The organism is Streptomyces sp. NPDC006602, assembly GCF_042870385.1.
Lineage (GTDB): Bacteria > Actinomycetota > Actinomycetes > Streptomycetales > Streptomycetaceae > Streptomyces.
The window spans coordinates 1-24,900 of record NZ_JBIAHG010000034.1; the positions used below are offsets into that span (position 1 = coordinate 1).

At 70.8% G+C, this 24,900-nt stretch carries 20 protein-coding genes and 6 pseudogenes; 14 read left to right on the forward strand and 12 right to left on the reverse strand.

What is annotated here, in order from left to right; genetic code table 11:
- Positions 1-110: pseudogene (locus ACFYO2_RS41200) on the forward strand (DNA-binding response regulator); the annotation flags it as partial.
- Between the two features lie 381 nt (positions 111-491).
- Positions 492-2,210, forward strand: a complete 1,719-nt coding sequence (locus tag ACFYO2_RS41205) for a GAF domain-containing protein (RefSeq protein WP_388360269.1) — start codon at positions 492-494, stop codon at positions 2,208-2,210.
- A 611-nt stretch (positions 2,211-2,821) separates the two neighbouring features.
- Here the strand turns inward: ACFYO2_RS41205 and ACFYO2_RS41210 are convergent.
- On the reverse strand, positions 2,822-3,391 hold the full coding sequence (locus tag ACFYO2_RS41210) for a hypothetical protein (protein ID WP_388360271.1): 570 nt from the start codon (positions 3,389-3,391) through the stop codon (positions 2,822-2,824).
- Between the two features lie 323 nt (positions 3,392-3,714).
- Here ACFYO2_RS41210 and ACFYO2_RS41215 point away from each other — a divergent pair, with 323 nt between their 5' ends.
- Entirely contained in the window at positions 3,715-4,722 is a 1,008-nt protein-coding gene (locus ACFYO2_RS41215) for an Acg family FMN-binding oxidoreductase (protein ID WP_388360274.1), read from the forward strand.
- Between the two features lie 37 nt (positions 4,723-4,759).
- Here the strand turns inward: ACFYO2_RS41215 and ACFYO2_RS41220 are convergent.
- Positions 4,760-4,993 (reverse strand): annotated as a pseudogene (locus ACFYO2_RS41220) (universal stress protein); the annotation flags it as partial.
- Between the two features lie 310 nt (positions 4,994-5,303).
- On the opposite strand from ACFYO2_RS41220, the pseudogene ACFYO2_RS41225 reads away from it, so the two are divergent.
- The 5 genes and pseudogenes from ACFYO2_RS41225 to ACFYO2_RS41245 all read left to right on the forward strand — a co-directional run.
- Positions 5,304-5,441, forward strand: a pseudogene (locus tag ACFYO2_RS41225) (universal stress protein); the annotation flags it as partial.
- A 329-nt stretch (positions 5,442-5,770) separates the two neighbouring features.
- A complete protein-coding gene (locus ACFYO2_RS41230; RefSeq protein ID WP_388360276.1) occupies positions 5,771-8,464 on the forward strand; it encodes a GNAT family N-acetyltransferase in 2,694 nt (897 codons plus the stop codon).
- Between the two features lie 13 nt (positions 8,465-8,477).
- On the forward strand, positions 8,478-9,209 hold the full coding sequence (locus ACFYO2_RS41235) for a CBS domain-containing protein (RefSeq protein WP_388360279.1): 732 nt from the start codon (positions 8,478-8,480) through the stop codon (positions 9,207-9,209).
- Positions 9,210-9,230: 21 nt separating this feature from the next.
- Positions 9,231-9,605: pseudogene (locus ACFYO2_RS41240) on the forward strand (flavodoxin domain-containing protein); the annotation flags it as partial.
- A gap of 413 nt (positions 9,606-10,018) precedes the next feature.
- Entirely contained in the window at positions 10,019-10,885 is an 867-nt protein-coding gene (locus ACFYO2_RS41245) for a potassium channel family protein (protein ID WP_388360282.1), read from the forward strand.
- A 357-nt stretch (positions 10,886-11,242) separates the two neighbouring features.
- Here the strand turns inward: ACFYO2_RS41245 and ACFYO2_RS41250 are convergent, their stop codons facing one another.
- Positions 11,243-11,392, reverse strand: a complete 150-nt coding sequence (locus ACFYO2_RS41250) for a hypothetical protein (protein WP_388360284.1) — start codon at positions 11,390-11,392, stop codon at positions 11,243-11,245.
- A gap of 166 nt (positions 11,393-11,558) precedes the next feature.
- Positions 11,559-12,440 carry a LysR family transcriptional regulator gene (locus ACFYO2_RS41255; protein WP_388360286.1) on the reverse strand — a complete coding sequence of 294 codons (882 nt, stop codon included), beginning with the start codon at positions 12,438-12,440 and terminating at the stop codon, positions 11,559-11,561.
- Between the two features lie 71 nt (positions 12,441-12,511).
- Between ACFYO2_RS41255 and ACFYO2_RS41260 the strand changes: the two genes are divergently transcribed.
- Genes ACFYO2_RS41260 through ACFYO2_RS41270 form a run of 3 tightly spaced genes read left to right on the forward strand, consistent with a single transcriptional unit; the run spans position 12,512 to position 15,122 of the window.
- Complete coding sequence (locus tag ACFYO2_RS41260; RefSeq protein WP_388360288.1) at positions 12,512-13,717, forward strand: thiolase family protein; 1,206 nt, start codon at positions 12,512-12,514, stop codon at positions 13,715-13,717.
- Positions 13,714-14,409 carry a 3-oxoacid CoA-transferase subunit A gene (locus ACFYO2_RS41265; RefSeq protein ID WP_388360290.1) on the forward strand — a complete coding sequence of 232 codons (696 nt, stop codon included), beginning with the start codon at positions 13,714-13,716 and terminating at the stop codon, positions 14,407-14,409. Before ACFYO2_RS41260 ends, ACFYO2_RS41265 begins: the two co-directional genes overlap by 4 nt.
- The gene (locus tag ACFYO2_RS41270; protein WP_388360292.1) at positions 14,406-15,122 is read left to right on the forward strand and encodes a 3-oxoacid CoA-transferase subunit B; all 717 of its coding nucleotides are present in this window, start codon (positions 14,406-14,408) and stop codon (positions 15,120-15,122) included. Before ACFYO2_RS41265 ends, ACFYO2_RS41270 begins: the two co-directional genes overlap by 4 nt.
- On the opposite strand, the gene ACFYO2_RS41275 is transcribed toward ACFYO2_RS41270, so the two are convergent.
- A complete protein-coding gene (locus ACFYO2_RS41275; protein ID WP_388360406.1) occupies positions 15,117-15,533 on the reverse strand; it encodes a GAF domain-containing protein in 417 nt (138 codons plus the stop codon). The genes ACFYO2_RS41270 and ACFYO2_RS41275 overlap by 6 nt on opposite strands.
- Positions 15,534-15,951: 418 nt before the next feature.
- Here ACFYO2_RS41275 and ACFYO2_RS41280 point away from each other — a divergent pair, with 418 nt between their 5' ends.
- Positions 15,952-16,407, forward strand: a complete 456-nt coding sequence (locus ACFYO2_RS41280; protein ID WP_388360294.1) for a hypothetical protein — start codon at positions 15,952-15,954, stop codon at positions 16,405-16,407.
- Between the two features lie 256 nt (positions 16,408-16,663).
- Here the strand turns inward: ACFYO2_RS41280 and ACFYO2_RS41285 are convergent, their stop codons facing one another.
- The 6 genes and pseudogenes from ACFYO2_RS41285 to ACFYO2_RS41310 form a co-directional block, all read right to left on the reverse strand.
- A complete protein-coding gene (locus ACFYO2_RS41285) occupies positions 16,664-18,958 on the reverse strand; it encodes an FtsX-like permease family protein (RefSeq protein WP_388360295.1) in 2,295 nt (764 codons plus the stop codon).
- On the reverse strand, positions 18,955-19,653 hold the full coding sequence (locus ACFYO2_RS41290; protein ID WP_388360298.1) for an ABC transporter ATP-binding protein: 699 nt from the start codon (positions 19,651-19,653) through the stop codon (positions 18,955-18,957). Before ACFYO2_RS41290 ends, ACFYO2_RS41285 begins: the two co-directional genes overlap by 4 nt.
- On the reverse strand, positions 19,650-20,174 hold the full coding sequence (locus ACFYO2_RS41295) for a helix-turn-helix transcriptional regulator (protein ID WP_388360301.1): 525 nt from the start codon (positions 20,172-20,174) through the stop codon (positions 19,650-19,652). Before ACFYO2_RS41295 ends, ACFYO2_RS41290 begins: the two co-directional genes overlap by 4 nt.
- Before the next feature lie 189 nt (positions 20,175-20,363).
- Positions 20,364-20,660: a transposase family protein gene (locus tag ACFYO2_RS41300; protein WP_388360409.1), complete on the reverse strand. Its 297-nt coding sequence runs from the start codon at positions 20,658-20,660 to the stop codon at positions 20,364-20,366.
- Positions 20,643-20,741 (reverse strand): annotated as a pseudogene (locus ACFYO2_RS41305) (TetR family transcriptional regulator); the annotation flags it as partial. The pseudogene ACFYO2_RS41305 and the gene ACFYO2_RS41300, both read right to left, overlap by 18 nt.
- 253 nt (positions 20,742-20,994) lie before the next feature.
- Positions 20,995-21,843: a helix-turn-helix transcriptional regulator gene (locus ACFYO2_RS41310; protein WP_388360303.1), complete on the reverse strand. Its 849-nt coding sequence runs from the start codon at positions 21,841-21,843 to the stop codon at positions 20,995-20,997.
- Positions 21,844-21,982: 139 nt separating this feature from the next.
- On the opposite strand from ACFYO2_RS41310, the gene ACFYO2_RS41315 reads away from it, so the two are divergent.
- Positions 21,983-22,765: an NAD(P)H-dependent oxidoreductase gene (locus tag ACFYO2_RS41315; protein ID WP_388360306.1), complete on the forward strand. Its 783-nt coding sequence runs from the start codon at positions 21,983-21,985 to the stop codon at positions 22,763-22,765.
- A gap of 142 nt (positions 22,766-22,907) precedes the next feature.
- Positions 22,908-23,207: pseudogene (locus tag ACFYO2_RS41320) on the forward strand (FAD-dependent monooxygenase); the annotation flags it as partial.
- Positions 23,208-23,215: 8 nt separating this feature from the next.
- Here the strand turns inward: ACFYO2_RS41320 and ACFYO2_RS41325 are convergent.
- Entirely contained in the window at positions 23,216-24,736 is a 1,521-nt protein-coding gene (locus ACFYO2_RS41325) for an alpha/beta hydrolase (protein WP_388360308.1), read from the reverse strand.
- Between the last annotated feature and the right edge of the window lie 164 nt (positions 24,737-24,900).

Here is a 24,900-nt window from a genome sequence, read left to right on the forward strand (position 1 = left end):
TCAAGAACCATATCTCCCGTCTGCTCGCCAAGCTCGGCGTGGAGCGCCGCATCCAGGCCGCGGTGATCGCCACCCAGGCACAGGACCGGCTGAAGAACGAAGGACGCTGAAAGCCCCGCGTCGACGACCCCGGTGCGGGACCGGGTCGGAACGCGCCCCGGGGCCGCCCGTGTACGGCCCGGGCCCCTCCTGTCCCGGGCGTTCGCAAGCCGTGCTGTACACACCGGACAGCCGATCGGTGGGGCGACGGACATGAGCGTGCGCGCGGGCGTCAACAGCTTCAGCCGCACCGTCGATCCACCTGACCCTGGTGCTCAACCTGCCCGTGCCCGTCGACTCCTCACCGAGTACATGGCGGCCAGGCTGACCGGGAAGCCGGTCTTTCCGAGGATGACCAGGGCCGATTCCTTACCCGCGCTTCTCTCGCACCGTTACGGTGGCACGTGACTGAAACGGTCGGCCGTCGGCGGCCGAGAGGGTGAGGAGCACTTGTGGGAAGCCCTGAGGAGGCCCGTGTACGGCTGCCGCAGCTGAAGCTGGACGAGCTACTGGAGGAGCTGCAGGCCCGCATTGACGCCGCCCGGGGCACCCGCGACCGGGTGCACAGCCTGCTGGAAGCCGTGCTCTCGGTCGGCCGGGAACTTGACCTCGAACAGGCGCTGTACAGCATCGTCGAGGCGGCGGCCGTGCTGGTCGACGCGCAGTACGCGGCCCTCGGCGTGATCGGACCGGACGGCAAACGGCTGTCCGCCTTCCTCACCGTGGGGGTCACCGAGGACCAGATCGCGCAGATCGGCAACTATCCGGAGGGCCACGGCATCTTGGGAGAGCTGATCCGGCACCCTGAGCCGCTGCGGTTGACGAAGCTCTCCGAGCACGCCGCCTCGTACGGCTTCCCAGCCCACCACCCGCCGATGAACACCTTCCTCGGCGTCCCGATCCGGGTGCGGGACCAGGTCTTCGGCAATCTGTACCTGACGGAGAAGCAGGGAGGAACGGAGTTCGACGAGGAGGACGAGTCGGTCCTGTCCACTCTCGCCGTGGCCGCCGGCGTCGCCATCGACAACGCCCGCTTGTACGAGGAGTCCCGGCTGCGCGAGCGCTGGCTGACGGCGAACGCGGAGATCACCCACAGCCTGATGTCCGGCAGTGAGCGCGCAGAGGCGCTCGGATTGATCGCCGAGCGGGCCAGGGAGATCACCGATGCCGCCCTGGCCGTGGTCGCGATGCCCATGGAGGACACCGACTCGCTCACGGTGGAACTGGCCATCGGGCAGGGCGCGGAGGAACATCGCGGCCTGGTGCTTCCCGTGGGTGGCGGCCTGATCGGCCGGGCCTTCTCCACGGCTTCTCCGGTCACGAGCGCGGACGTCAATCACGACGAGTGGGTGTCCGACACTGCCCCGCGCTTCAACGGTCTCGGAGCGGCCGTGGCCGTTCCCGTCGGAACGGCCGCAAGCGTGCGCGGTGTCGTCCTGCTGGTGCGCGAGGCGGGTCGGCCGGTGTTCACGCAGAAGGAGACCGAGCCGCTGCAGGCGTTCGTCGCCCAGGCCGCGATCGCGATGGAGCTCACGGAACGTCGGCGCGACGCCGAACACATCGCCATGCTCCAGGACCGCGACCGGATCGCCCGGGACCTGCACGACCTGGCGATCCAGCGGCTGTTCGCCACCGGAATGACCCTGCAGAGCGCGGGCCGGTTCATCGAGCATCCGCAGGCCGCCGACCGCGTGACGCGGGCGGTCGACGACCTCGACGAGACCATCAAGATCATCAGGTCGACCATCTTCGGTCTGCGTTCGCACGACGGGGCCGCCGGATCCGGGCTGCGCGCCCGCGTGGTGCGCGCGGCCGGCGAGGCCGCTCCAGTGCTCGGCTTCGCTCCCAGCGTCCGGATGGAAGGCCTGGTGGACACCGAGGTCCCCGGGCGGATCGCGGACCAGGTGGTGGCGGTCCTGTCCGAGGCGCTGACGAACATCGCCCGGCACGCCCGTGCCGACCGTGCCGACGTGGCGCTGGAGACCGACGGTCGCGAAGTGCGCCTGACGGTCTCCGACAACGGTGTGGGCATCCCGCCCGAGGGCCGCCGCAGCGGCCTGCGCAACATGGCCGAACGCGCCCAGCAGTTGGACGGAGAACTGGAGTTCGACAGCCCGGCCGGCGGCGGGACCGTTCTGGTGTGGCGGGTGCCGGTCACGGACGAGCCGTGACACGGCCCTATGGAGGGTGACCGAGGCGACCGGCAGGAGAGCCAGTCTTCGAGAAAGGTCGGCAGGTCAGCCGGACCCGGGAGTTCGACATCCGGCTGGGCGGGCTGATGGGCTGCGATCTGCAGGGCCGGACGGCGGCAGGGTGGTGGGCTCCGGATGCCAGTGCTGCAGCCGCGCCGGCGACAGAACGGCCGGTGGCATTGGGGCGATGCCCGGTTCGCCGGTGGCTGGTATCCGCTCGGACGAGGCCCACGGGCCGTGCACTTGGGCGGGGGACGTGTCCGCGCAGTAAAAGCCGCGCGGACACTCGGCCGACGACCCAGGTGCGGCCGCGGCCCTGTGAGGGCCGTCCCCCTGGCGCGGCCGCCGTTCCGGTGGGGACGGGGGACCCCTCGCGGATGCCGAAGCCGACGTCCGCGCCTGATTCTAGGATCACTCCGTGGCAGCGGTGGCAAGAGAGACCACAGGGGCGATCCTGGGGACGGGGAGGGCCTTGCGCATGGTGTTTTCGCCATGGCATGCGTCTGCGCCCGGAGGGAGCACCGCCATGCCGCCCTGACCCGGAGCGGTGCCCGACAGCCCGACACGATCATCCGGTTCTACGGGCGTGATCAGCCGGTCTTGTGTCCCCACTGCGGACCGACCAGATCCCACTCCCTGCCCCACTGATCGACGCGCCGCCGGTCCAGCCGCCACCGGGCGAGCCCGCCGACGCCGAACGCGAGGCCCGACGCGGTGAGGGCGGCTGCGGCCCCCAGGAGGCCCGTCTCGAGGGTTGCCTCGTCCCGGCTGGGCGGAGCGGTGGTCAACTCGTCCTGGGCGTCCGTCCAGACCTCGATGTCGGTCCCGGCTTTCTTCCCGGCGCCCACAAGTGTCTTCCCGGTGTGGACGAAACCGTCCGGAGCGGTCCAGCGGACCTTCGCCACGACCCGGTAGCTGTTCGGCGCGGCGTGCGGGGTGTCCACGAGGAGTACGGCTCGCACGTGGGTACGCTCGGCGCGCTGTTGCGCGAAGACATCGTCGGCGGCCCGGGCCGTCACCGCCCCGGCGAGCGTTCCGCCCACCGCGATGAGCGCCCATACGGCCAGTACGAGCCACGCCTCGAGAACGTCGTCGCGTCGACGTAGCGGGTTGCTCCGCCACCGCCACAGCCGCTTCTTCGTACGCTTGCCGCCACGCATCGGACCGCACCTCCTCGTAGTCACGGTCAGGAAGGTGACAGGTGGAAGCACTCAGCGGCATGGGTCGAACAGAGGGCATCGCGGGGCCGACCGGGATCCAAGTCCGTGCCCGCGAGGGGCCCTTCGGCCCGGTAGCCGCAGGGCCGTTCGGAACGCCGCAGTCCGCAGGGCGGCGCTCCGCACCCCACACTGCGCCGCGGCGGCCGACCGTACCCTGTCCGGCCGCCGGCCAGGGACCAACGGCCCCTCCGCCCGGGCACGCCGCGCCGCCACCCTCGAAGAACACCGGTACCTGACCGACGTCCGTAAGGGAGGAGGCCACCATGCGCACCGCGCCGCTCGACGCCGCCACCTTGGAAGCCTGCATCTCGGCCGCCGTGGCCGCGCCCTCGATCTTCAACACCCAGCCGTGGCGCTTCAGGCTGGATCCTGACACCGTCACCTTCGAGGTGCGTGCCGCCCCGGAACGGGGCCTGCGCCACGTCGATCCCGTCGCGCGCGCCCTGCACCTGTCGGTGGGTGCGTCCGTCTTCAACCTCCGCGTGGCGGTGGGCCACTTCGGCTGGTCTCCCGTCGTACGCCTGCTGCCGCGTCCCCAGGACACGGGCATGCTCGCCACCGTCCGGCTCACGGGGACCCACAGCTCGCATCCCACGTGGCACCGGCCGGACCTCTACCCGGCGATCTGGCGCAGGCACAGCAGCCGCTTTCCCTTTTCCGGCCGGCCGCTGCAACCGCACGCACATGCCGAACTCGCCGAAGCCGCCCACACGGAGGGAGCCTCCCTCGTCTTCCCTGACGCGGCTGAGACGGCACGCCTCCTCCGCGTCGCCGCGGAGGCCGAGCACCGCAACCGCACCGATTCCGACCGGTGTACGGAGAGCCGCCGATGGGTGCACCTCGACCCGGACGACTCCGCCGACAGTGGTCTCCCGCAGGGGGCGCTCGGCCCGCAGGACGCGCGTGAGCGCATCCCCATGCGTGACTTCACCGCGCAGCGGCATCCCGAGTGCCTGCCCGCCAAGGACTTCGAGACCGGCCCGGTCATCGCCCTGCTGACGACCACCCACGACCGCCGCGCCGACTGGCTGCGCGCCGGGCAGGCACTCGAACACGTCCTGCTGGTGGCCACGGCGCACAGCCTGCGTACGTCCCTGCTGCACCAGCCGCTGGAATGGCCCGACCTGCGCCGCGAGCTGAGCCCCGCCTCGGAGCACACCGGGCACGCGCAGATGCTGATCCGTCTTGGCTACGGTCCGGAAGGCCCCGCCACCCCGCGGCGCGCCCCACATACGGTCCTCGACCCGGAGCCGCCGAGCCGCTGGCCCTGAGCCGGTGAGGCGACGGTGGCGCAGATGACGTTTCTCGTCGGGAGCACCCGGCCAGTTGGGCGGCTCGGTCACGTTGCTCGGCGGCCGTCGGACGTGCCGAGGTGGGAGCATAGGGCGCCAACCAGGCTCCGGTCGGCTCCCAGGCGTGTACGGCGACGACATCCGCGTGCAGCGTATGGGCCGTTTCGGTCGCCCAGCGCAACGCCGCCATGGACGCCTCGGACCCGTCGACGCCCACCACGATGCTCTTGCCGGCGGAGAGTTCGGTCATGGCAGCCTCCTCCTCCGGGTGACTTCCTGTCACACGGTGCCTCGAACGGGGAGGGCGCGGCGTGAGCCGAGAGGCTCAGCACGGATGCCGAACGGTCCCTTGCCACGCCGGGGCGGGGATGGAGACGGCTGGTCGAGAGGGGAGCCTGATCCCGCGGAGTGCCTGGTCCGGGGCCGTATCGGTCGGAAGCCCTCACAGCGGCGGATGATGTGGTGCCAGCAGGGCAGCCGCGCACCGGTCGGCGTCGTCCCGGCGCCTACCCGTGCTCTTTGTGCAGACGTCGGCTCGACGGGGCCCGGTCGATCGGGGCGCCGCGGCAGGCGCCGACCTGCTGGTCGTCGGCGCCCGGCGCCGCCACGGGCACGGGGGGCCGCAGCTCGGTCGTGTCGCCCACGCGGTACTGCACCACTCGGCCTGCACGGTGGCGGTCGTACCGCAGCGGGCCTGAGGTACGGGCTCGCCGCGTGATCCGGGAGGCAACTCCGCAGGTGATCGACTCCCGGTCGCTCGTCAACAGCTTCCACCACCGCCAGCAGGATCCCGACCTTCACCATCACAGCACCGATCTCCCCGGCAGTCGGCAGCGGAGAGATCGCCGACGTATCAGTGCCGAGCCGGACGTCGACGGCCCATTCGGCCGCGCGCCCACGCGCCAGTGACGATGACGACCGTGCCACTTGGGGCCTTCCGGCCCCCCGCACAGGCCCCGGACAGCCCATGGGCCGCTGCCGCGAACAGATGGATGCTCGAGGCGTCGAGAGTTGGAGGAGATCTGTGATGTCGGACGACACGCTCAACCGCTCCCCGGTCCACGCCCTGCTCACGGACGGCACCACCGTATGTGTCCGTCCCGTGCTGCATGACGACCACGATCAGTTGGAGGGGTTGTACCAGGAGATGTCCCCGGAGAACCTGCGCCTGCGGTTCTTCGGAATGAGCCGCCGCTCCGCCGCCATGGCCGCCGACCGGGCCTGCGCCTCGCCGCGGACCGGTTACCGGGCCCTGCTGGCCGAGTCGGCGGGGCAGGTGATCGGGCTCGCCGAGTACGAGGTCGGCAAGGAGGAGGGCGTCGCCGAGATCTCCATCGCCGTCGCCGACGGGCTGCACCACCGGGGCGTGGGCACCCTGCTCGTGGAACATCTGGTGTCGGCGGCCAGGGAGGACGGCATCACCACCTTCGCGGCTGACGCACTGAGCGAGAACCGTGAAGTCCTCCGGCTCTTCGCCGACCTCGGTCTGCGCGCCACGCGGCGCTTCGAGGGGCCGGAGGTGCGCTGGTCCATCGCCCTCGACGAGGACGACACGTACCTCACGGCAGTGGAGGCCCGCGGCCGGGCGGCCGACGTGGCCAGCCTGGAGCCGCTGCTGCGGCCGAAGTCGGTCGCTGTCGTCGGCGCCGGACGCAAGCCCGGTTCGGTGGGGCGGGCTCTGCTGCACCACCTCCACGCGGGCGGCTACACAGGACGCCTGTTCACGGTGAATCCGAAGGCCTCCGCGATCCTGGGCGTTCATGCGTACGCCTCCGTCAGCGCCCTGCCCATGGCCCCCGACCTCGTGGTGATCGCCGCGCCCGCCGCCGCCGTACCGGGCATCGCGGAGGAGTGCGGCAAGGCGGGCGTACGGGCTCTCGTCGTCGTCTCCGCCGGCCTGGAAAGGGCCCATGCGCGGGCGCTGCTGACCGCGTGCCGCACGTACGGCATGCGCCTCGTCGGACCGAACTGCCTCGGCATCTCCAACACCGAACCGGCTCTGTCCCTGGACGCGACCTTCGCCGCCGACCATCCGCGACCCGGTACGGCCGGTGTGGCGGTGCAGTCCGGAGGAGTGGGTATCGCGTTGCTGGACGGGCTGTCCCGGCTCGGCATCGGCGTGTCGTCCTTCGTCTCCCTCGGTGACAAGTACGACGTCAGCGGCAACGACCTGCTCCAGTGGTGGGAGGGCGACGGCCGTACCGACCTCGCACTGCTGCACTTGGAGTCCTTCGGCAATCCGCGGGCGTTCTCCCGTACCGCCCGTCGTGTCACTCGCCGCATGCCAGTGTTGACCGTCGATGCCGGCCGGACGGACGAGGGTCGGCGGGCCGCCGCCTCGCACACCGCGGCCGCGGCCACCCGCACCATGACCCGGCAGGCGTTGTTCACCCAGGCGGGCATCACCGCCACCCACTCCGTGGGCGAACTCCTCGAGACCGCCGCCCTGCTGCACTCCCAGCCGCTCCCGTCGGGTGCGCGTGTGGTGATCGTGACCAACGCGGGCGGTGCGGGTGTCCTGTCCGCCGACGTCTGCGCGGAGGCGGGACTCGTACTGCCACGGCTCACTCCCGAGCTGGTCGACGATCTGCAGGCCGTTCTGCCCGCCGGTGCCGGCTTCGGCAACCCGGTGGACGCCACCGCCGCCGTCACGGAGGACGAACTGCGCGCCTGCGTGGACCGGATCCTGCGCCATCCCGGCGTCGGCGCCGTCCTGGTGGCGCTCGTCCCCACCGCGGTCGCCGCAGCGACGGGCGACGACCTGGTGCGGGCAGTCACTCGGGGACCGGGGCGGCGGACCCGGCCGGTCGCCGTCGTACGCCTGGAGCAGGAGGTACCGGTCAGTCTGCTGCCCGCGACGGACGGCGGCACGATCCCCTCGTACGCGGAACCCCGTGCGGCGGCACGTGCGTTGGCCCGCGCTGCGCGTCGTGCGGCCTGGCTCGGCCGTCCGACGGGCACCGTACCGGCTCTGGAGGGAGTCGACTGGGCCCGCGCGCATGAGGTCGTTGGGAGCTATCTCGCAGCACATCGGGAAGGCGGCTGGCTCGAGCCGGACACCTGCGCGGACCTGCTGGCCTGCTACGGCATCCCCCAACTGCCCTGGGCCTGGGCGGAGACCGAGGACGAGGCCGTCCTCGCCGCCGAGCGGCTGCGCGGAGCGGACGGACGCGTCGTCCTGAAGGCCCACTGGCCGGGACTGCTGCACAAGAGCGAACAGCACGCGGTCCACCTCGACCTGCGGGGCGAGGCCCAGGTGCGGGCCGCGTTCAGGGATCTGGAGACCCGGTTCGCCGGCGTGATGACCGGGGCCGTGGTGCAGCCGCTGGCCGAGCGCGGTACCGAACTGTTCGCCGGAGTGGTCCAGGACGACGTCTTCGGACCTCTGGTCCTGTTCGGGCTGGGCGGTACGGCCACGGAGCTGCTCGCCGACCACGCGGCCCGCCTCGCCCCGTTGACGGACCACGACGTGCACGATCTCATCACCGCCCCCCGCTGCGCCCCGCTCCTGTTCGGTGCGCACGGCAGCGGGCCCGTCGACCTCAAGGGCCTGGAGCAGCTGCTGCTGCGGTTGTCCCGCATGGCGCAGGACCTGCCGCAGCTGGCGGAGGCCGACTTCAACCCGGTCCTCGCGACACCCGGTTCGATCACCGTGCTCGACGCGCGGATACGCCTGCTGCCGCGCCGGCCGCGGGATCCCTACCTGCGCCGACTCCGCTGAGGAAGGAACCGTCATGAAGCACAACAAGATCGGGTCCGTGATGACCACCGACGTGGTCCGGACCGAGTACGGAACCCCGTTCAAGGAGGTCGCGCGGCTGCTCGCCGGCCACCGGATCAGCGGACTGCCCGTCGTCGACGAGGACGAACGTGTCATCGGCGTCATCTCCGAGACCGACCTGATGATGCACCAGGCGCAGGCTCCGCACCCGTACGGACCGAAGCGGCGCTTCCGGTTCACCGCGCTGACACCAGGCGCGAAGCGCCGGGCGGCGAAGGCGAGGGCCCGCACGGCCGGACAGCTGATGACCGAGCCGCCCGTCACAGCGCACGCCGACGACTCCATCGTGGAGGCCGCACGGGTCATGGCCGAGCGGCACATGGAACGGCTGCCGGTGCTGGACGAGGAGGAGCGGCTGGTCGGCATCGTCACCCGCCGCGACCTGCTCCGGGTCTTCTTGCGCCCCGACGCGGAAATCCGGCGGGAGGTGATCGAGGAGGTGTTGGTGCGTGCCCTGTGGCTGGCGCCGCGAAGTGTCGACGTGTCGGTGACGGAAGGTGTCGTCACCCTGGACGGCCAGATGGAACGAAAGAGCGAGACCGAGATCGCCGTGTCCATGACCCGGCAGATCGACGGTGTGGTCGACGTGGTCGACCAGCTCACCTACCGGCTGGACGACGCGCGGCTCCAGCCTGAGGACCAGGCACTGCACGGCGTGGCCGACGACTGGCTGCGCCGTCTATGAGAGGGAGGAGGGGGGAGCGGCATGCCGAGGAAAGTGTTGGTCGCCTACGGAACGAAGAACGGGTCGACGGCACAGATCGCCGAGACCGTCGCCGAGGTTCTGCGCAAGCAGGGGCTCGCAGCCGAGGCACTGCCCGCCCGGTCCGTGACGAGCGTGTCACCCTACGACGCCGTGGTGGTCGGCGGCGGACTGTACGCCGGTCGCTGGCACCTGGACGCCCGCCGCTTCGTCCGCCGTCACCGCCGGTCCCTGGCCCGACGTCCGGTCTGCCTGTTCAGCAGCGGGCCGCTCGACGCCTCGGCCTCGGATCGGGACATCCCGCCCGTGCCCGGTGTGCGGCGTGTCATGGACGAACTGGAGGTCACCGAGCACGTCACCTTTGGAGGCTGCCTCGAACTTCCAAACCTGTAACCACGCTTCCGGCGCAGATCTGCCCACGGAACCATGGCCCAGCAGGATGGCTCGGACGGCCTGAGAGCTGCTCGGGACCGAGTGGGCGTCTCGGACGGGACTTTCGGCCTGAGGCCAGCCGAGTTTCTCAGGTGTGCTGCGACGCCATCGACCAATCAGGTGCCCTGTGCGGCGGAGCGCGCCCGGCGGTGCAACCGTGACGTGCGGGTGTCCACCGACATCGATGGTGCAGTACGGCACTGACAGTCCCGTATCGCTTGAGCGTGCGTCGGTGACGGCGGGGAACGCCCGCCTGCGCCCAATCGGACGGGCACGACAGACCGAGCGCGGCGCGTGATCGCTTCCGGGCGGGGACGGCCGCATCATGGATCCGGGGCCGGCGCGGCCGGGGAGGTTCGATGGAATGGCTGGTCACAGTGATCGGCGCGGCGCTGGTGCTGATCATCCTGCGGGACGTGTTTCACACCCTGTGGCACCCCACCCGCCACGGGGGTTTGAGCAGGCTCGTTATGACGCTGCTGTGGCGGCTGTCCACCCGGGGCCGCAAGAGTCGGAGAGCCGCAGGGCTGGCCGGACCGGTCGGCATGGTGACCGTGGTGGCCACGTGGGCCTGCGCCGTGGCCGTGGGCTGGGCCCTGATCTACTGGCCGCACATGCCGGAAGCCTTCTCCTTCTCCGGCGCGCTGAAGCCGTCGGAGCACTCCGGGCCGGTAGACGCGATGTACCTTTCCCTTGTCACCGTCGCAACGCTCGGCCTGGGCGACATCGCGCCCTCCGCCGACTGGTTGCGCATCATCGCGCCGCTGGAGGCGCTGGTCGGCTTCGCGCTCCTGACCGCCACCGTCTCCTGGATTCTCGGTATCTATCCGGCCCTGGCCCGGCGACGGGCGCTGGCACTGCGCATCTCCCAGCTGCGCCGCGCCGACCCGGCGGCCGGAGACTTGGCCTCCGAGGCGGGGGGCGCCGTCCTCGACCAACTCGCCGCCGACATCGCACGTGCCTGCGTGGATTTCCTCCAGTACCCCGAGTCGTACTACTTCCACGACGGCCCCAGTGACATCTCGCTGGCGCTCAACCTCGGCTACGCCGCCGACCTCGCCAAGCAGGCACGGCTGACCGACCACTCGGGCGCCCGGGTCGCCGCAGCCGTGCTCGCCGCCTCACTCGATGACCTCGCCGCCGTACTCGATGAACGCTTCCTGCACACTGTGGGCACCCGGCAGCAAATCCTGGCCGCCTACGCCCACGACCAAGGCGGCCACTGAACCAGCCCATACAGCGGCCGACAGCGCCGACGGCGAGGGCGTATGCGGGACAAGGCCCATGGCCGCCGGAGCGCGACTGCGTTCCAGGACTGGAACGCGGGATCGCCGTCGGCGAGGAATTTCGTGGCGGCGGTGACGGTCTTCTCGTCAGCTGGGCTGCCGCCCGCGAGCAGGACGTCGAGGACGCTCTCGCCTTCCTTGATCTCGTACACACCAGTACGTCGACATGGGCGCCGGCGGCGAACTCCGGAAGCTCGAGGTCGGCGGGACCGACCAGGTCGAGCACGACGATCCGGGCGGTTACTCGCGCCGGGCGACCACGATGGTGTCGAGCCACTCGTTGCTCATCGTTCTTGCTCAGACTGCAGCGGTGGCCGCGGCGTCGTCGCCCGGGCGCTTGCCGATGGTGAAGAGGCCGGACTGGGTGTGGTGGACCTCCGACGCGTCGCGGACGATGTTGATCGGGTCGCGTCCGGCCTCGACGTCGTCGACCATGGCGAGAAGCATGCGACGCAGCATGACGACGCCGCGGTCTGAGGTGGCCAGGGTCTCCCCGGAGTCCAGGGTGCCCTGTGAGTCCTGGGCCTCCGCGTCGCCGGGGAACCGGTGGCGCTCGACGTCACCAGGCAGGGTTGTCGCGCCGAGGAGGGCGGCCTTGTCCGGCGTCGGGGTCTCAGAACATCGCCTGGATGATTCCCACGGTGCGCGCCAGGTGTGGCTCGGAGCGGTCCGCGCGGTGGGCGACGGCCAGCTCCACGCGTGCGTCGGGCCCGGCCAGCGGCAGGTAGGCGACGCCGTCAAGCGCCAGCGCGGTCACGGGCTCGGGCACGACTGCGACGCCGAGGCCGCCGGCCACGAGCGTGACCAGCGTCGAGGTCTCGCCGACCTCGTGGCGGATGTGCGGCTCGACATCGGCGTCGCGCAGAAGGCCCAGCACCACGTCGTACATCACCGACCGGCGGTCGGCGGAATGCACGATCAGGTCGGCACCGGCGAGGTCTGTGGTGCGTAGCCGTTTCCGGCGGGCGAGGGGGTGGTCGACCGGTACGGCGACGACGAGCCGGTCCCGGCGCAGCGTGTGCACGGTGAGGGAGAGGTCGGCCGCCACAGGGCGCAGCAGCGCGACGTCGATCGCGCCGCTGCGCAGCGCCTCGACCTGGTCGGGCGCAAGCATCTCGCCGCGGAAGGAGAAGTCGACGCCGGGAAGCTCCTCCGTAAGCCGCCGCGAGAGCGCGGGCAGGAGGCTGTACGTCGCCGAGCCCACGCACCCGATCGCGAGGTGGCCCACCGAGCCGGCGGCGACGAGCCGTGCGTGATGGGCGGCCTCGTCGACGTCGGCGAGGATCGCGCGCGCCCGCTTGAGGTAGGCCCGGCCGGCCTCGGTGAGGTCGACGCGGCGTGTGGTGCGGTGAAGCAGTTCGACGCCGAGTTCGGCCTCGAGCTGGCGGATCTGCGTGGAGAGCGGTGGCTGGGCCATGTGGAGCCGCTCGGCGGCGCGACCGAAGTGGCGCTCCTCGGCCACTGCCACGAAGTACCGCAGGTGACGCAGATCCATATGTCGTCCGTATCAATTGGCTCAGACATGCGTACTTCAGAATATCGCGGCCCGGGATTAGTGTCGCGGCTATGAGTGCTTTCCTGTACGCCGCGGCACGCACGCCGTTCGGCCGCTTCAACGGCGCGCTGGCCGGCGTCCGCCCCGATGACCTTGCCGCCGCCGCGATCACCTCGACGCTCGCCCGGGTACCGGGCTTCGACCCTGCCGCGATCGACGACGTGGTGTGGGGCAACGCCAACGGCGCCGGTGAGGAGAACCGCAACGTCGGCCGCATGGCGGCGCTGCTCGCCGGGCTTCCGGTGAGTGTGCCCGGCACCACGGTCAACCGGCTCTGTGGCTCCAGCCTCGATGCTGCGATGACGGCCAGCCGGACGATCGAGTCCGGCGATGCCGAGGTGGTGCTGACCGGCGGCGTGGAGTCGATGACGCGTGCGCCATGGGTGCTGCCCAAGTCGGCGAAGCCGTTCCCGGCCGGCGATGTCACCGCGGTCTCGACCACGCTCGGCTGGCGGCTGGTCAACCCGCGGATGCCCAAGGAGTGGACGGTCAGCCTCGGCGAGGCCAACGAGCAGCTCCATGAGCGCTTCGGGATCTCCCGCGAGCGGCAGGACGAGTTCGCCGCTCGCTCCCACCAACTCGCCCACGCAGCGTGGGAGTCTGGCTTCTACGACGACCTGGTGGTGCCGGTCGAAGGCGTCGACCTGGCCCGCGACGAGGGCATCCGGGCCGGATCCACGCCGGAGGTGCTGGCCGGGCTGCGGCCGGTCTTCCGTACGGCGGAGCAGGGCGGCACCATCACCGCGGGCAACGCCAGCCCGCTCAACGACGGTGCCTCCGCGGTGCTGCTGGGCAGCGAGAAGGCCGCGGCCGCGATCGGGGCCGACCCGGTCGCCCGCATCGCGGGCCGCGGTGTGATGGCGCTGGAGCCGCAGGCCTTCGGATACGCCCCGGTCGAGGCCGCGAACCGTGCGCTGGCCCGGGCCGGGATCGGCTGGGACCAGGTGGGTGCGGTCGAGCTGAACGAGGCCTTCGCGGTGCAGTCGCTCGCCTGCCTCGACGCGTGGAAGATCGACCCCGGCATCGTCAACCAGAAGGGCGGCGCCATCGCGATCGGGCACCCGCTGGGCGCCTCGGGCGGCCGCATCCTCGCCACGCTGGCCAAGGTGCTGCGCGAGACGAGGCAGCGCTACGGCGTCGCCGCGATCTGCATCGGGGTCGGTCAGGGGCTGGCCGTCGTACTCGAGAACTGCGACGTTACGGAGACGGCCCAGTGAGCCGGGCGGAGATCCTCGAAAGCACCGACGCCGCGGTCGCCGGGATCGAGGACGGCTCCACCATTCTCGTCGGAGGCTTCGGCCTGGCGGGAATGCCGTTCGATCTGATCGACGCGCTCATCCGGCAGGGCGCGAAGGACCTCACGATCGTGTCCAACAACGCCGGCAACGGTGAGGTCGGGCTGGCCGCGCTGCTGGCCGCCGGCCGGGTGCGCAAGGTGCTCTGCTCCTTTCCGCGCCAGGCCGACTCCTGGGTCTTCGACGGCCTCTACCGCGAGGGGAAGATCGAACTCGAAGTCGTGCCGCAGGGCAACCTCGCCGAGCGGATGCGCGCGGCCGGTGCCGGCATCGGCGCGTTCTACTGCCCGACCGCGGTCGGCACACCGCTCGCCGAGGGCAAGGAGGAGCGTGAGATCGACGGCCGCAAGTACCTGCTGGAGTACCCCATCAAGGGCGACTACGCGCTCATCGGCGCGCACGTCGCGGACGCGTTGGGCAACCTCGTCTACCGCAAGACCGCCCGTAACTTCGGACCGGTCATGGCCACGGCCGCGACGACGACCATCGTCCAGGTCGACGAGGTCGTCGAGCCCGGAACGCTCGACCCCGAGGCCGTCGTCACCCCGTCCATCTACGTCGACCGGGTCGTCCAGGTGGAAGCCCGCCACTACACCGTGCAGGGAGCCCGATGACCACCACGTCAACGACCAGGTCAACCAACACGTCGACCACCACGTCGAGCGGCCAGGCGTACGCCGGGGCGCCGAGGAGCGCCGAACACCGGCTCTCGATGGACGAACTGGCCGCCGTCATCGCACGCGACATTCCGGCCGGCGCCTTCGTCAATCTCGGTATCGGGCAGCCCACCAAGATCGCCGACCACCTCCCGGCCGACTCCGGGGTCGTGTTGCACACCGAGAACGGCATGCTCAACATGGGCCCGAAGGCCGAGGGCGACGCGGTCGACCCCGACCTGACGAACGCCGGCAAGGTCCCGGTGACCGAGCTGCCGGGGGCGGCGTACTTCCACCACGCCGACTCGTTCGCCATGATGCGCGGCGGGCACCTCGACGTGTGCGTCCTCGGGGCCTACCAGGTCGCCTTCGACGGCGATCTCGCCAACTGGACCACCGGCAAGCCCGACGACATCCCCGCAGTCGGCGGCGCCATGGACCTCGCCATCGGCGCCAAGGACGTCTACGTGATGATGACGCTGTTCACCCGCTCCGGTGAGCCGAAGCTCGTGCCGCAGTGCACCTACCCACTCACCGGCGTCGGCTGCGTCAGCCGCGTCTACACGGACTGCGGCGTCTTCGACGTCGGCCCCGACGGCGTACGGATCCGGGAGACGTACGGCCTCAGTGCCCATGAGCTGGCGGAGCGACTCGGCATCACGCTGTCATAGAACGGGTCCTTGCTGACGTTGACGTCGACGAGGTGTGGCGCCGTGAACGTGGAGCTGGATCCTGCCGGCCGCCTGGACGAAGCCGTCCTTCAGCGACGGGACGACGCCGGTCTGACTCGCCCAACGGTTCCCGCAGGCGGTTGCGTAGGTGGGATAGTCGTCCCACCTGGTCTCCTCATACATGTCGTTGATGCGGAGTTCTTCGCCCGTGCGCAGGGCGTGCAGGCAAGGGCCGTCGTCCTGGCCGTACTGCTTCTCGTCGAGCGTTGTCGCTGCGGTGCCGGCACTGACTACGGTCAGTGGGCGGCCGTCCCGCTGCAGTGTGAGGCCTGCGCCTTCGGAATGGGACAGTTCGAGGGCCGCGTCGGCCAGTGTCTGCAGGAAGTCTTCGAGGTAGTCGCTCTCCAGCAGTCACTGGGTGATGTGGCTGCTGTTGTACGTGTCGTCGGTGCTCATCAGGGTTCTTTCGCAAGGCCCGTGGCCTCTCGGTCGGCATCGTGTCGTGCCACCGAGGCGACGGAGTCCGACGTCCGACGGAGTACCTCCAGTGCGACCACTGCCTGACGTCGGTGTGGTCGTCGACGCGGCGTGGCCTCCTTACTTCTCCACGAGTCCCACTTTGTGCTCCGTGGAACCTGTGAGCCCGAAGACAAAGACGGCACACAGCCGAGTCAGCCCGGCATGACGCCAGCGGAGCACGGCACGACCGCCGCCACCGTTTTCCCGCAGCATGTTCGTGGACCGGAAAGTTGTCCGACAGCTGCTGCACCGAATCCCAGCCGAACCCGCCCGCATTGCGGCGTACAAGGGAAGGGGCCGCGCTGGGGCCGTGCTCACCACCAAGCTCAGCATGCCTTTGACGGCGCATTGCGGAACCGGCACGGGGTACTGGGAGCCGAGAAGGCGATCCCACAGAAGGGACAGGTCCGTGATGATCTCGCATGCACTCGAGCAAGGAGTGCTCGTCATCACGGTGCACAACGATCCCGGTATCTGCAGGCGAGCCGACCTGCTGAGGCAGATCAGCGATCTGGTCCGGGCGCACAAGCCGGACGCCCTCGTCATCGTCCTCGACGATCCCGCGGCGACCGAGGCAGCGGTGAGCGTGGTCGTTCGAGTGCCAGCTTTGCAACGCCCTTGGGGTCTTGACGTCCGTTGCCACCCAGAGCGCCCCGCACGCCGACTGCTCGAGGCGAACGCCGATACTCGCGGTACTCGCCTGGTCATTCACGCCCGCGCCGACATCGCGGTCGCCACAGCCGCCGCTCTCACCGCGGCCGCATGACGACCCGGCTCGTCGATCTCGACGCGCCGCCTCCTGCTGTTGCGTGAGCGGCGGCGCATGAGGTGAAGGCCGTGTGGGGTTGCGCCGCCGCCCTTGGACTCCGCCGGAGCGGCAGTCAGCTGATCGCTGGCCCCGTCGGGCGGCGTGCCCTGCGCGGGGACGTCCTGCGCGGCTACGAGCTCGCGATCCACAGGCCCTGAACGAGGGACGACTCGGACCGGCCGGGGTAGGCCGATCCGGGTCCTCGTCGTGCCTGCTACTCGTTGCGTGCCGTTTCGGGTCCCGTGATCCGCCTGAGCAGCGGCATCGTGGACGCGATGACCCCAAGCGAGGCGACGAGCCCGGCGAGCACGATCGCGTAGTACGTGATCCCCGGCGCGTGGATCGAGTACCTGAACTGTGCCTGTACGAACAGCTGGGCAGCCAGGAATCCCATCCCGATCGCCACCACGGCTACCACCAGGAGCGGGACCGCGCTCTCCAGCAGCACCACCCGCCGCAGCACCCCGAGTTGTGTGCCGGTCAGCCGCAGCAGGCTGAAGGGGCGCTTGCGGTCGCGCAGGCCTCCGGCCACGCTCACCGCCAGGCTGCAGCCGGCGATGGGGAAACTGACCAGGACGACCACGTTGGCCAGTTGCTGGTATCCGGCGAGCTGTGCGCCGCTCTCGGCGTGGTTCTCGCGGACGGTCCATGGGACGTCCTGGTCGGGATACGTGTTCGCGAGGATGGTGCGCGCGCGTTCGATCGCCGACGCCGACCCGTTGGTGGCCACGACGATCTCCTGGACAGGGAGGCGGGCGAGGCGCTGGATGGAGATGCTGGCGGCGGGCCATGCCGTGGGCCAGTGCTCCCAGTAGTAGGTGCCGAAGCTGCCGTAGTTCTGGGTGACCGACGCCGCTTGGGCTCCGGAGGCGCATGTGCTGTGGGCCGGCATCTTCGCGAGCTCCGTGCAGGAGGCCAGGCCGGCCACTGGCGGTGTCACGGAGCCTTGGGGGCCGCGATAGGCCGGGTCCGTGGTGCCGAGCGGGTTCGTGTGGATCATCAGCACGCCTTTGACGCCCGGTACGGAGTTCAGGTCGCCGAGCGCGGCCTTCGAGAGCGGGGGCACACTGCCGATCTGACGTCCGGTGGTGCGGTTGAAGCCCTGGACGTAGTGGGCGTCCAAGGCCCCGGCGACCGCCCGGCCGGCCTGTGGGATGCTGCGCTCGGCGTTCAGCGAGCCGATGATCCCGACGGCCGCGCTGGTGACGCACAGGGCGAGGACCAGCCCGCTGACCGCGCGGAAGCCGGCCTTCGGGTCGTCCGCGAGCCGCCGGCTCGCGACGAGCAGCGCGGGCCGGCTGGTGAGCCGGGCCAGAACGCGGGCTCCGGCCATGGTCAGCCAGGGTCCGGCGATGACGAGACCGGTCAGGACCAGCAGGATTCCCGGGACGAAGACCCAGATCTGGCCGTCGGTGCTCCTGGGCACCCGGCCGATGGTGTACGAGAGTTCGGCGATGCCGGCGGCCAGTGGGATCACCCGGTAGCCCCACGGCGGGCGCGGCGTGACGCGCCGGGTGACCCCGAGCGGGGAGACCTGCACGCGGCGTAGGGCGATCCGGGCCGCGATCGCGGCGCCCACCGGGACGGCGACGGAGACGAGGAGGATGTTGCTGGTGCGGAGCGTGAGGTCGCTGGCGAAGTACGGCGTACGCGTGAGGTTGACAGCCGCCAGCTGCGTACGGAACAGGTAGAAGAGGGCGAAGCCGACGGCCGTGCCCATGACCGCGGCGACCGTCGATTCGACGGCCGAGATCATCGAGATCTGCCGCGGCGTGGCGCCCACCAAGCGCATCGCGGCGAAGCGCTGCTCACGGCGGGCGGCTGCCAGCCGGGTGGCCGTGCCGATGAGGATGAGCACCGGGAAGATCAGGGCGGTGCCTGCGACGGAGAGGATGAGCTTGACACCCCTGCTGTCGATGCCCGTCCTGACCGTACAGTTCGTTCCGTCGCAGCTGCTGGGGGTCGCGGTGGTGATCGAGGTGACCTGCGTGGCGTCGTGCTGCTTCGCGAGCTGGTCGGCGCTGTGGCCGATGACGATGACCAGGGAGTCGGGGCCCGGGAGCGCCGCCTTGCCGACCGTGCCGACCTGGTGGCCGGGGTAGCGGTCGGCGAGTTCGGCGGCCGGGGTGGAGTGGAGGATCTTGCTGAGGGCCGGTGAGGCGTAGTACTCGCCCGGTCCGGGAAGGCGTGAAAGGCCTGGTGGGACCGGGGAGTTCGGGCCGGTGGCGGCGATGTCGACGCGGCCGATGGTATTGCCGTCGAAGTGGTCCGCCCTGAGCAGCCACCACAGCGGGTCCGTGTCCGCCTTCGCCGCCGAGCTCGACGCGCTCTTGCCGGTGCCGGTGTTGAGCCAGGCGTTTCGGCTGTTCTGGGTGGCGGTGGCGTTGATGGCCGCCAGGATGCTCAACAGCAGGCCGACGCCGAGGGCGACGGCGGCCGCGATGACGGCGAGGCGGGCGGCGGCCTCCCTGCCGCCGCTCAGGGTCAGGCGCAGGCCGAGGCGGATCACGAGGCGAGCCGTCCGACGGACAGCGGCGTCACTTTGCCGTCGCGGACGATGACTTCGCGGCCGGCGAAGGCGGCCACCCGCGGCTCGTGGGTGACGAGGACGACGGTGGTGCCCTCCGCGCGCGCAGAGGCGACCAGCAGGTCCATCACATGCTCGCCGGTGAGCGAGTCGAGCGACCCGGTCGGCTCGTCGGCGAACAGCACCTTGGGGCGGGAGACCAGGGCGCGGGCCAAGGCGACACGCTGTGCCTGCCCGCCGGAAAGTTCGCCGGATCGGCGCGCCTCGAGACCGTCGAGGCCGAGCCGCCCGAACCAAGGCCGTGCCTCGGCCAGCGCGCTCGCCCTGCGGGACTTGGCGAGCAGCAGCGGCAGGGCGACGTTCTCCTCGGCGGTCAGCTCGGGGACGAGCTGACCGAACTGGAAGACGAAACCGAAGTGATCCCGGCGCAGCGCGCTGCGCTCGGGCTCGCGCCGGGTGTCGACGCGGCGGCCGTCGAACCAGATCTCGCCGGAGTCGGGTACGAGGATCCCGGCCAGGCAGTGCAGCAGCGTGGACTTGCCGGAGCCGCTCGGGCCGGTGACGGCGAGGATCTCGCCGGCACGGGCGGAGAGGTTCGCACCCTGCAGCGCGGGCGTCTGCCCGAACGACAGGACGGCGTTCCGCGCTTCTACGAGGAAGCCGTCGTCCGCACTCATGAGCGCACCTCTGCTGTCAGGGCGGCGAGCCGGGCCACGGTCTGGTCGATCCACCGCAGATCGGCCTCCAGGTGGTAGATGCCGTGGTCGGCGAGCAGCGAGTCGATCGTGCTGCCGGTCCGGCGCAGTTCGGTCAGCTCCCGCATCCGTTCCATGTGGGCGGCGCGCTGGATGTCGAGGTACGCACGGGGGTCGCGCTCCAGCAGCAGTGCCAGTACGACCTTGGTGAACAGCACCGTCTGCAGGTGCGGTTCACCCGCGACCGGCTCGGTCAGCCAGGTCTCCACCTGCGTGACCCCCAGCTCGGTGATCACGTAGCGCTTGCGGTCCGGCCCCGACCCGGGCTCGGTCTCGCCGACCTCGACCTTCCCGTCGCGGGCGAGGCGGCCCAGGGTCGAGTAGACCTGCCCGGCGGGCAGCGGCTTGCCCCGGCCGAAGTAGGCGTCGTAGTCGCGCTTGAGGTCGTAGCCGTGGCTCGACTCCCGTTCGAGGAGTCCGAGGAGTGCCAGAGGAACAGTCATACCTCAGTGTCTACACTCAGTATCTAGTTGCGGTCAACAGGCGGACTGCCTGTGTCGATGGCGCCGGTCGGCCAAGGCGAGACGCGCAGGCCGGTGTCGTCGCGGTCCGGGGTGCTCACGCTGGTCGGTGCGGCATCTCCTGCGTCAAGGCCGTCTGCAGGCGGGCGACTTCGCGCTGGTCCAGGACCATCAGCGCCTGGACCAGCGCGGTCGCGTAGCGAACGTCAAGCCGCTCGTGGTAAGAATCCTCCAGCGCTTCAGATGGGCGAACGCGTGCTCGCACACCGCCCGTTCGGCGGCGATGAGCTTGTTGACCTGCTTCTGCGCCGCGGTGACGGGCCTGTTCTTGGTTGCCTTGTAGCCGGTGATGATCGCCGGATCGTCCGGCTCCAGAAGGCGTACGAGTGGCCGACAGCGACCGACGAGGACCTCTCCGGTCCCTCTCGCTGAGGCGACCGCCCCTCCGCACAGATCGGTGCCGGCAATGTCGGTCCGCGCCATGCCCGGGGCACGGGCGAACCGCGCACCGGCCGCACGCAGGGTGACGCACGAAGCGTGGAGTGCGGACGCGGCGCCGCAGTCCGGTCCTACCGAACGACGACCCCAGCGCGAAGATAATTGTGACCATGAAACTGACGACCGTCACGAACGTTTCTGTCGATGGAGTGACCCAGGGACATCGGCGGATTGACGCAGGGACCCGGCGTGAAGCCGGCGCGCCGGACGAGGATGGCAGCGGCGGATTCGAGCGCTTGGGATGGGCCCCGCCGCTGCTCGGCGACGTGGCCTCCGTTCCCGGCCTTGGGCGGGCGTCGTCGAGTTACTCGCGGACTTGAGCGTTCGCTGTGGGATGCGCCTCACCGCAGTCCGCGCCCAGGCCCGCGAGCAGGCGCAGCCCGTCCTCGGCGGGGCTGCCGGGGGCCGCGGACAGCACCAGCAGCTCTATGCCTGATTCGTCCGGTAGTGCGAAGTTCTCCTGGTGCAGTTCCAGCAGTCCGACGAGCGGGTGCCGGTACGCCTTGCGGCCATGTGTGCGGGCACGCACGTCCGCGCGGGCCCAGAGGCGGCGGAAGCGCTCGCTGCCCATCGCCAGCTCGCCGATGAGGGAGGCCAGGCGGGGGTCCTCGGGGTACTTGCCGGCAGCCAGGCGCAGGTGCCCGACCACGTCGAGGGTGCATTTCTCCCAGTCCGCGTAAAGGCCGCGCTCAGCCTCCTCGAGAAAGATGTGCCGGGCGGTGTTCAGGCCCGGCATCGGCCGGCCGTAGAGGAGCCCGGCGAGGCGGTTCCCGGCGAGCACGTCAAGGCGGTTGTCCATGATCAGCGCGGGCGCGTCGGCGACCAGGCCGAGGACGCGCAGCAGCTCCGGCCGGACGCGCCCGCCCGGCGCCTTCGCGCGGCGGCGGCGCTGTCGGGCGAGCCGGTAGAGGTGCCCGCGTTCGGTCTCGTCGAGTCCGAGGACGCGGGCGAGCGCGTCGAGGACCTGCTCGGAGGGCTGGGTCGCGCGGCCCTGCTCCAGGCGTACGTAGTAGTCGACGCTGACTCCGGACAGGTGCGCGACCTCTTCGCGGCGGAGCCCTTCGACCCGGCGGCGGCTGTCGGTGGGGATGCCGACGGCTGCCGGGTCGACCCGGGAACGCCGGGTCCGCAGGAAGCCCGCAAGATCGTCCATGGCCCCCAGTATGGCCTCGGTGGTGCCCGTGAAGGTGGTCCTGTCATTACCAGGAAGCCCAGTCCGACGGAAGAGGCGCCCCTGAACGGCGGGCGCCGCGGCGCCCAGAATCGAAGGCACCCGATCCGAAGGAGTTCCTGTGAAGACGCTCATCGTCCACGCCCATCCGGAGCCGAAGTCGCTCAACAGCTCGCTGAAGGACCTCGCGGTGTCCACATTGGAGACCGCCGGGCACGAGGTACGGGTGAGCGATCTGTACGCGATGAACTGGAAGGCGGTCGTGGACGCCGCGGACTACGGCCCCGACGCCTCAATTCCGCTGAAGGTCGCCCTGGACTCGGGCCGGGCCTTCGACGCGGGGACGCTCACCCCGGACGTCCTCGCCGAGCAGGAGAAGCTGCTGTGGGCCGACACGATCATCTTCCAGTTCCCGCTGTGGTGGTACACGATGCCCGCGATCCTCAAAGGCTGGGTGGACCGGGTGTTCACCTACCACTTCGCGTACGGCGTCGGCGAGCACAGCGACACCAGGTACGGCGAGCGCTTCGGCGAAGGCACCCTCGCGGGCAGGAAGGCTCTGCTGTCGGTGACCGCCGGCGGCCCGGAGTCGCACTACGCCGCTCGCGGGATCAACGGCCCCATCGACGATCTGCTGTTCCCCATCCACCACGGCATCCTCTACTACCCGGGCCTCGAGGTGCTGCCGCCGTTCGTGCTGTACGGCGCCGACCGGATGAGCGGCGAGGACTACTCGGACGTCGCCAAGGCATGGGAACAGCGCCTGCTCACCCTCGAGTCGACCGAGCCGATCGCGTTCCGGCGGCAGAACTTCGGTGACTACGAAATCCCCTCGCTGCACCTGAAGGACGGACTGGAGCCCGCGGGCAGCACGGGTTTCGGACTGCACGTGCGCGGCTACTGAGATTCCGGGCGTGATGTCGGATGCCGTAGTGCCACCGGCCTGGGAAGGAGTACACCGGCCGGGCGACATCACGCCAAGATCGTCAGTAACCGTCGGCGATCCTTGCGGGGGCGAATAAATCCGCAGGCGGGCGGCGTGTACCGGCCTGATCGACCGGTACCACGCGATCTCCCGTCGTGAAGGCCAGGACCTGCGACTTCTCCAGCCGGACGGCACGCTGCCGCCCCAGGAGGACAGGCCGACGACGCCCCGCTCGAGCGACCCGAGGTCGACCGTGCCGATCTGCGCATGCTGCTGGGCTCCGTCCCCGAACCCACGGTGCGCTGGGGGCACGCGTTCGAATCCGCCGACAAGGGCCTGCTGCACTTCGCCGATGGCAGCAGTGCGATCGTATGACCTGCTGGTCGGCGCCGATGGCGCGGACTCCCGGGTCCGCGCGCTGTGTCCGGGTCAGCCGGTCAGGTGGGTCACCACGGAGCGCATGGCGTGGCGCAGGGCCGGGCGGGTCTCCTCCGCCGCGTCGACGGTTTCAAAGCCGTGGTGGCCGTTCGGGACGTCGACCAGTTCCAGGTGCGCTCCGCAGTCGTTGGCCGCGGTCACGAACGCCTCCACGGTGGTGGCGATCTCGGGTGTCTCTCGCCCTGCCCGGAGGAGGACGATGGGCAGGGGACCCGCGTGCGTGACCGCCCGGGCGGGGCGGAACCGGCTGCCGGTCAGCCCCCAGTTGGTCAGCGGCGCCATGACCGGGTAGGAGGCGGCCAGGCAGCGCAGCCAGGCCGGGGGTTTCGTCAGCCAGGGCGCAGTGAGCAGGCCGCCACCGGAGAAGAACCACAGGGCGACCCGGTCGGCGTCCACCCGGGGATCGGCGCGCACCAGTTCGACCGCGGCGGTGACGTCCGCGGCGGCGCGCTCGTAGTCGGCGATGTCGTGCAGCCGGTGGTCGAGGGTCACGCCGACCATGCCCTCGGCGGCCGCCAGGCGGGCGTACCCCACCAGGGTCGGCCAGTCGCGCGGGGCCGGCCGGGCCCCGGCGGGGACCGGGCCGCCGTGCACGAAGACCACGGCCGGTCGCGGGCCCTCGGCGTCGGGGACGTACAGGTCGACATGTCCCTTGCGGTCCCGGGGTAGTTCGGGCACGTCCAGCGGGAAGGGGCGCAGATGGGCGGGCGGTGCGTCGGCGCCGACCGGTCGCAGCCGCTGCCCCTCGCCAGCAGCGGCGCGCAGCAGGACGTCCGCCAGTTCGGCCGGGCAGGACAGCATCGGCCAGTGTCCAGTGGGCAGTTCGAAGAAGCTCACCTGAGGATCGGTCAGAGCCGCCAGCATCGGGTCGCCGAAGTCGACGAGCCGCTGCACCAGGTCGACGCTGACGCCGTTACGAGTGCACAGCACCCCGGTGGTGGGCACGGCGGCCACCGCTCCAGTCAGCCGCAGTGGCTGGAGCAGGGTGCCCAGCGGCTGCGGCGCGGCAAGGGCGGTGAGCCGGTCCAGTGCCGCGTCTGAGACGCCGGCGGTACTTCCCCAGCGCTGCCATTCGTCACGGGCCGGTGGCGCCAACTCACCCTCGGCATCAGCGCGTTCGGCCCCTTCAGCCAGCCGCGCGCGCAGGGTCTGGTCCGGTACGGCGGCCAGGGCCGGGACGCCGTTCTGCGGCATCCCGCAGTCCAGGTACACGACGCGGGCGACGCGCTGTGGCCGCCGGTCGGCGGCACCGAGCACCGGGTGGATACCGTAATCGTGACCGACGAGCACAGTCTCCCGCCCGGACTCCGCGTCCACCGCGTCGATCACCGCAATCACGTCCGCGATGTGCGTCTCCAGATCGACGCGGACTGACGTGGCGGGGCGGCCCGCGTCGACTCCGGTGAGCGGGACCGCGTGCACCTCGCTGCCCGCCGCGATCAGCCGCGCGGCCGTCTCCTGCCACACATGGGTGCCGGTGAACACGCCCGCCACCATGATGAACACGGTCATAGCCCCCTCCTCGGGTCCGTCACATGACGTCACGCCGGTCGCGCACGCCGTGGTCCCGGGGGGGGGGGGGGGGGGCCGGCCCCCGCCCCCCCGCCCCCCCCCCCCCCCCCCACGAACAGGGCAGCGTCAACACAACAACACCAGAGCCGTGGAAGCTGGGAGGG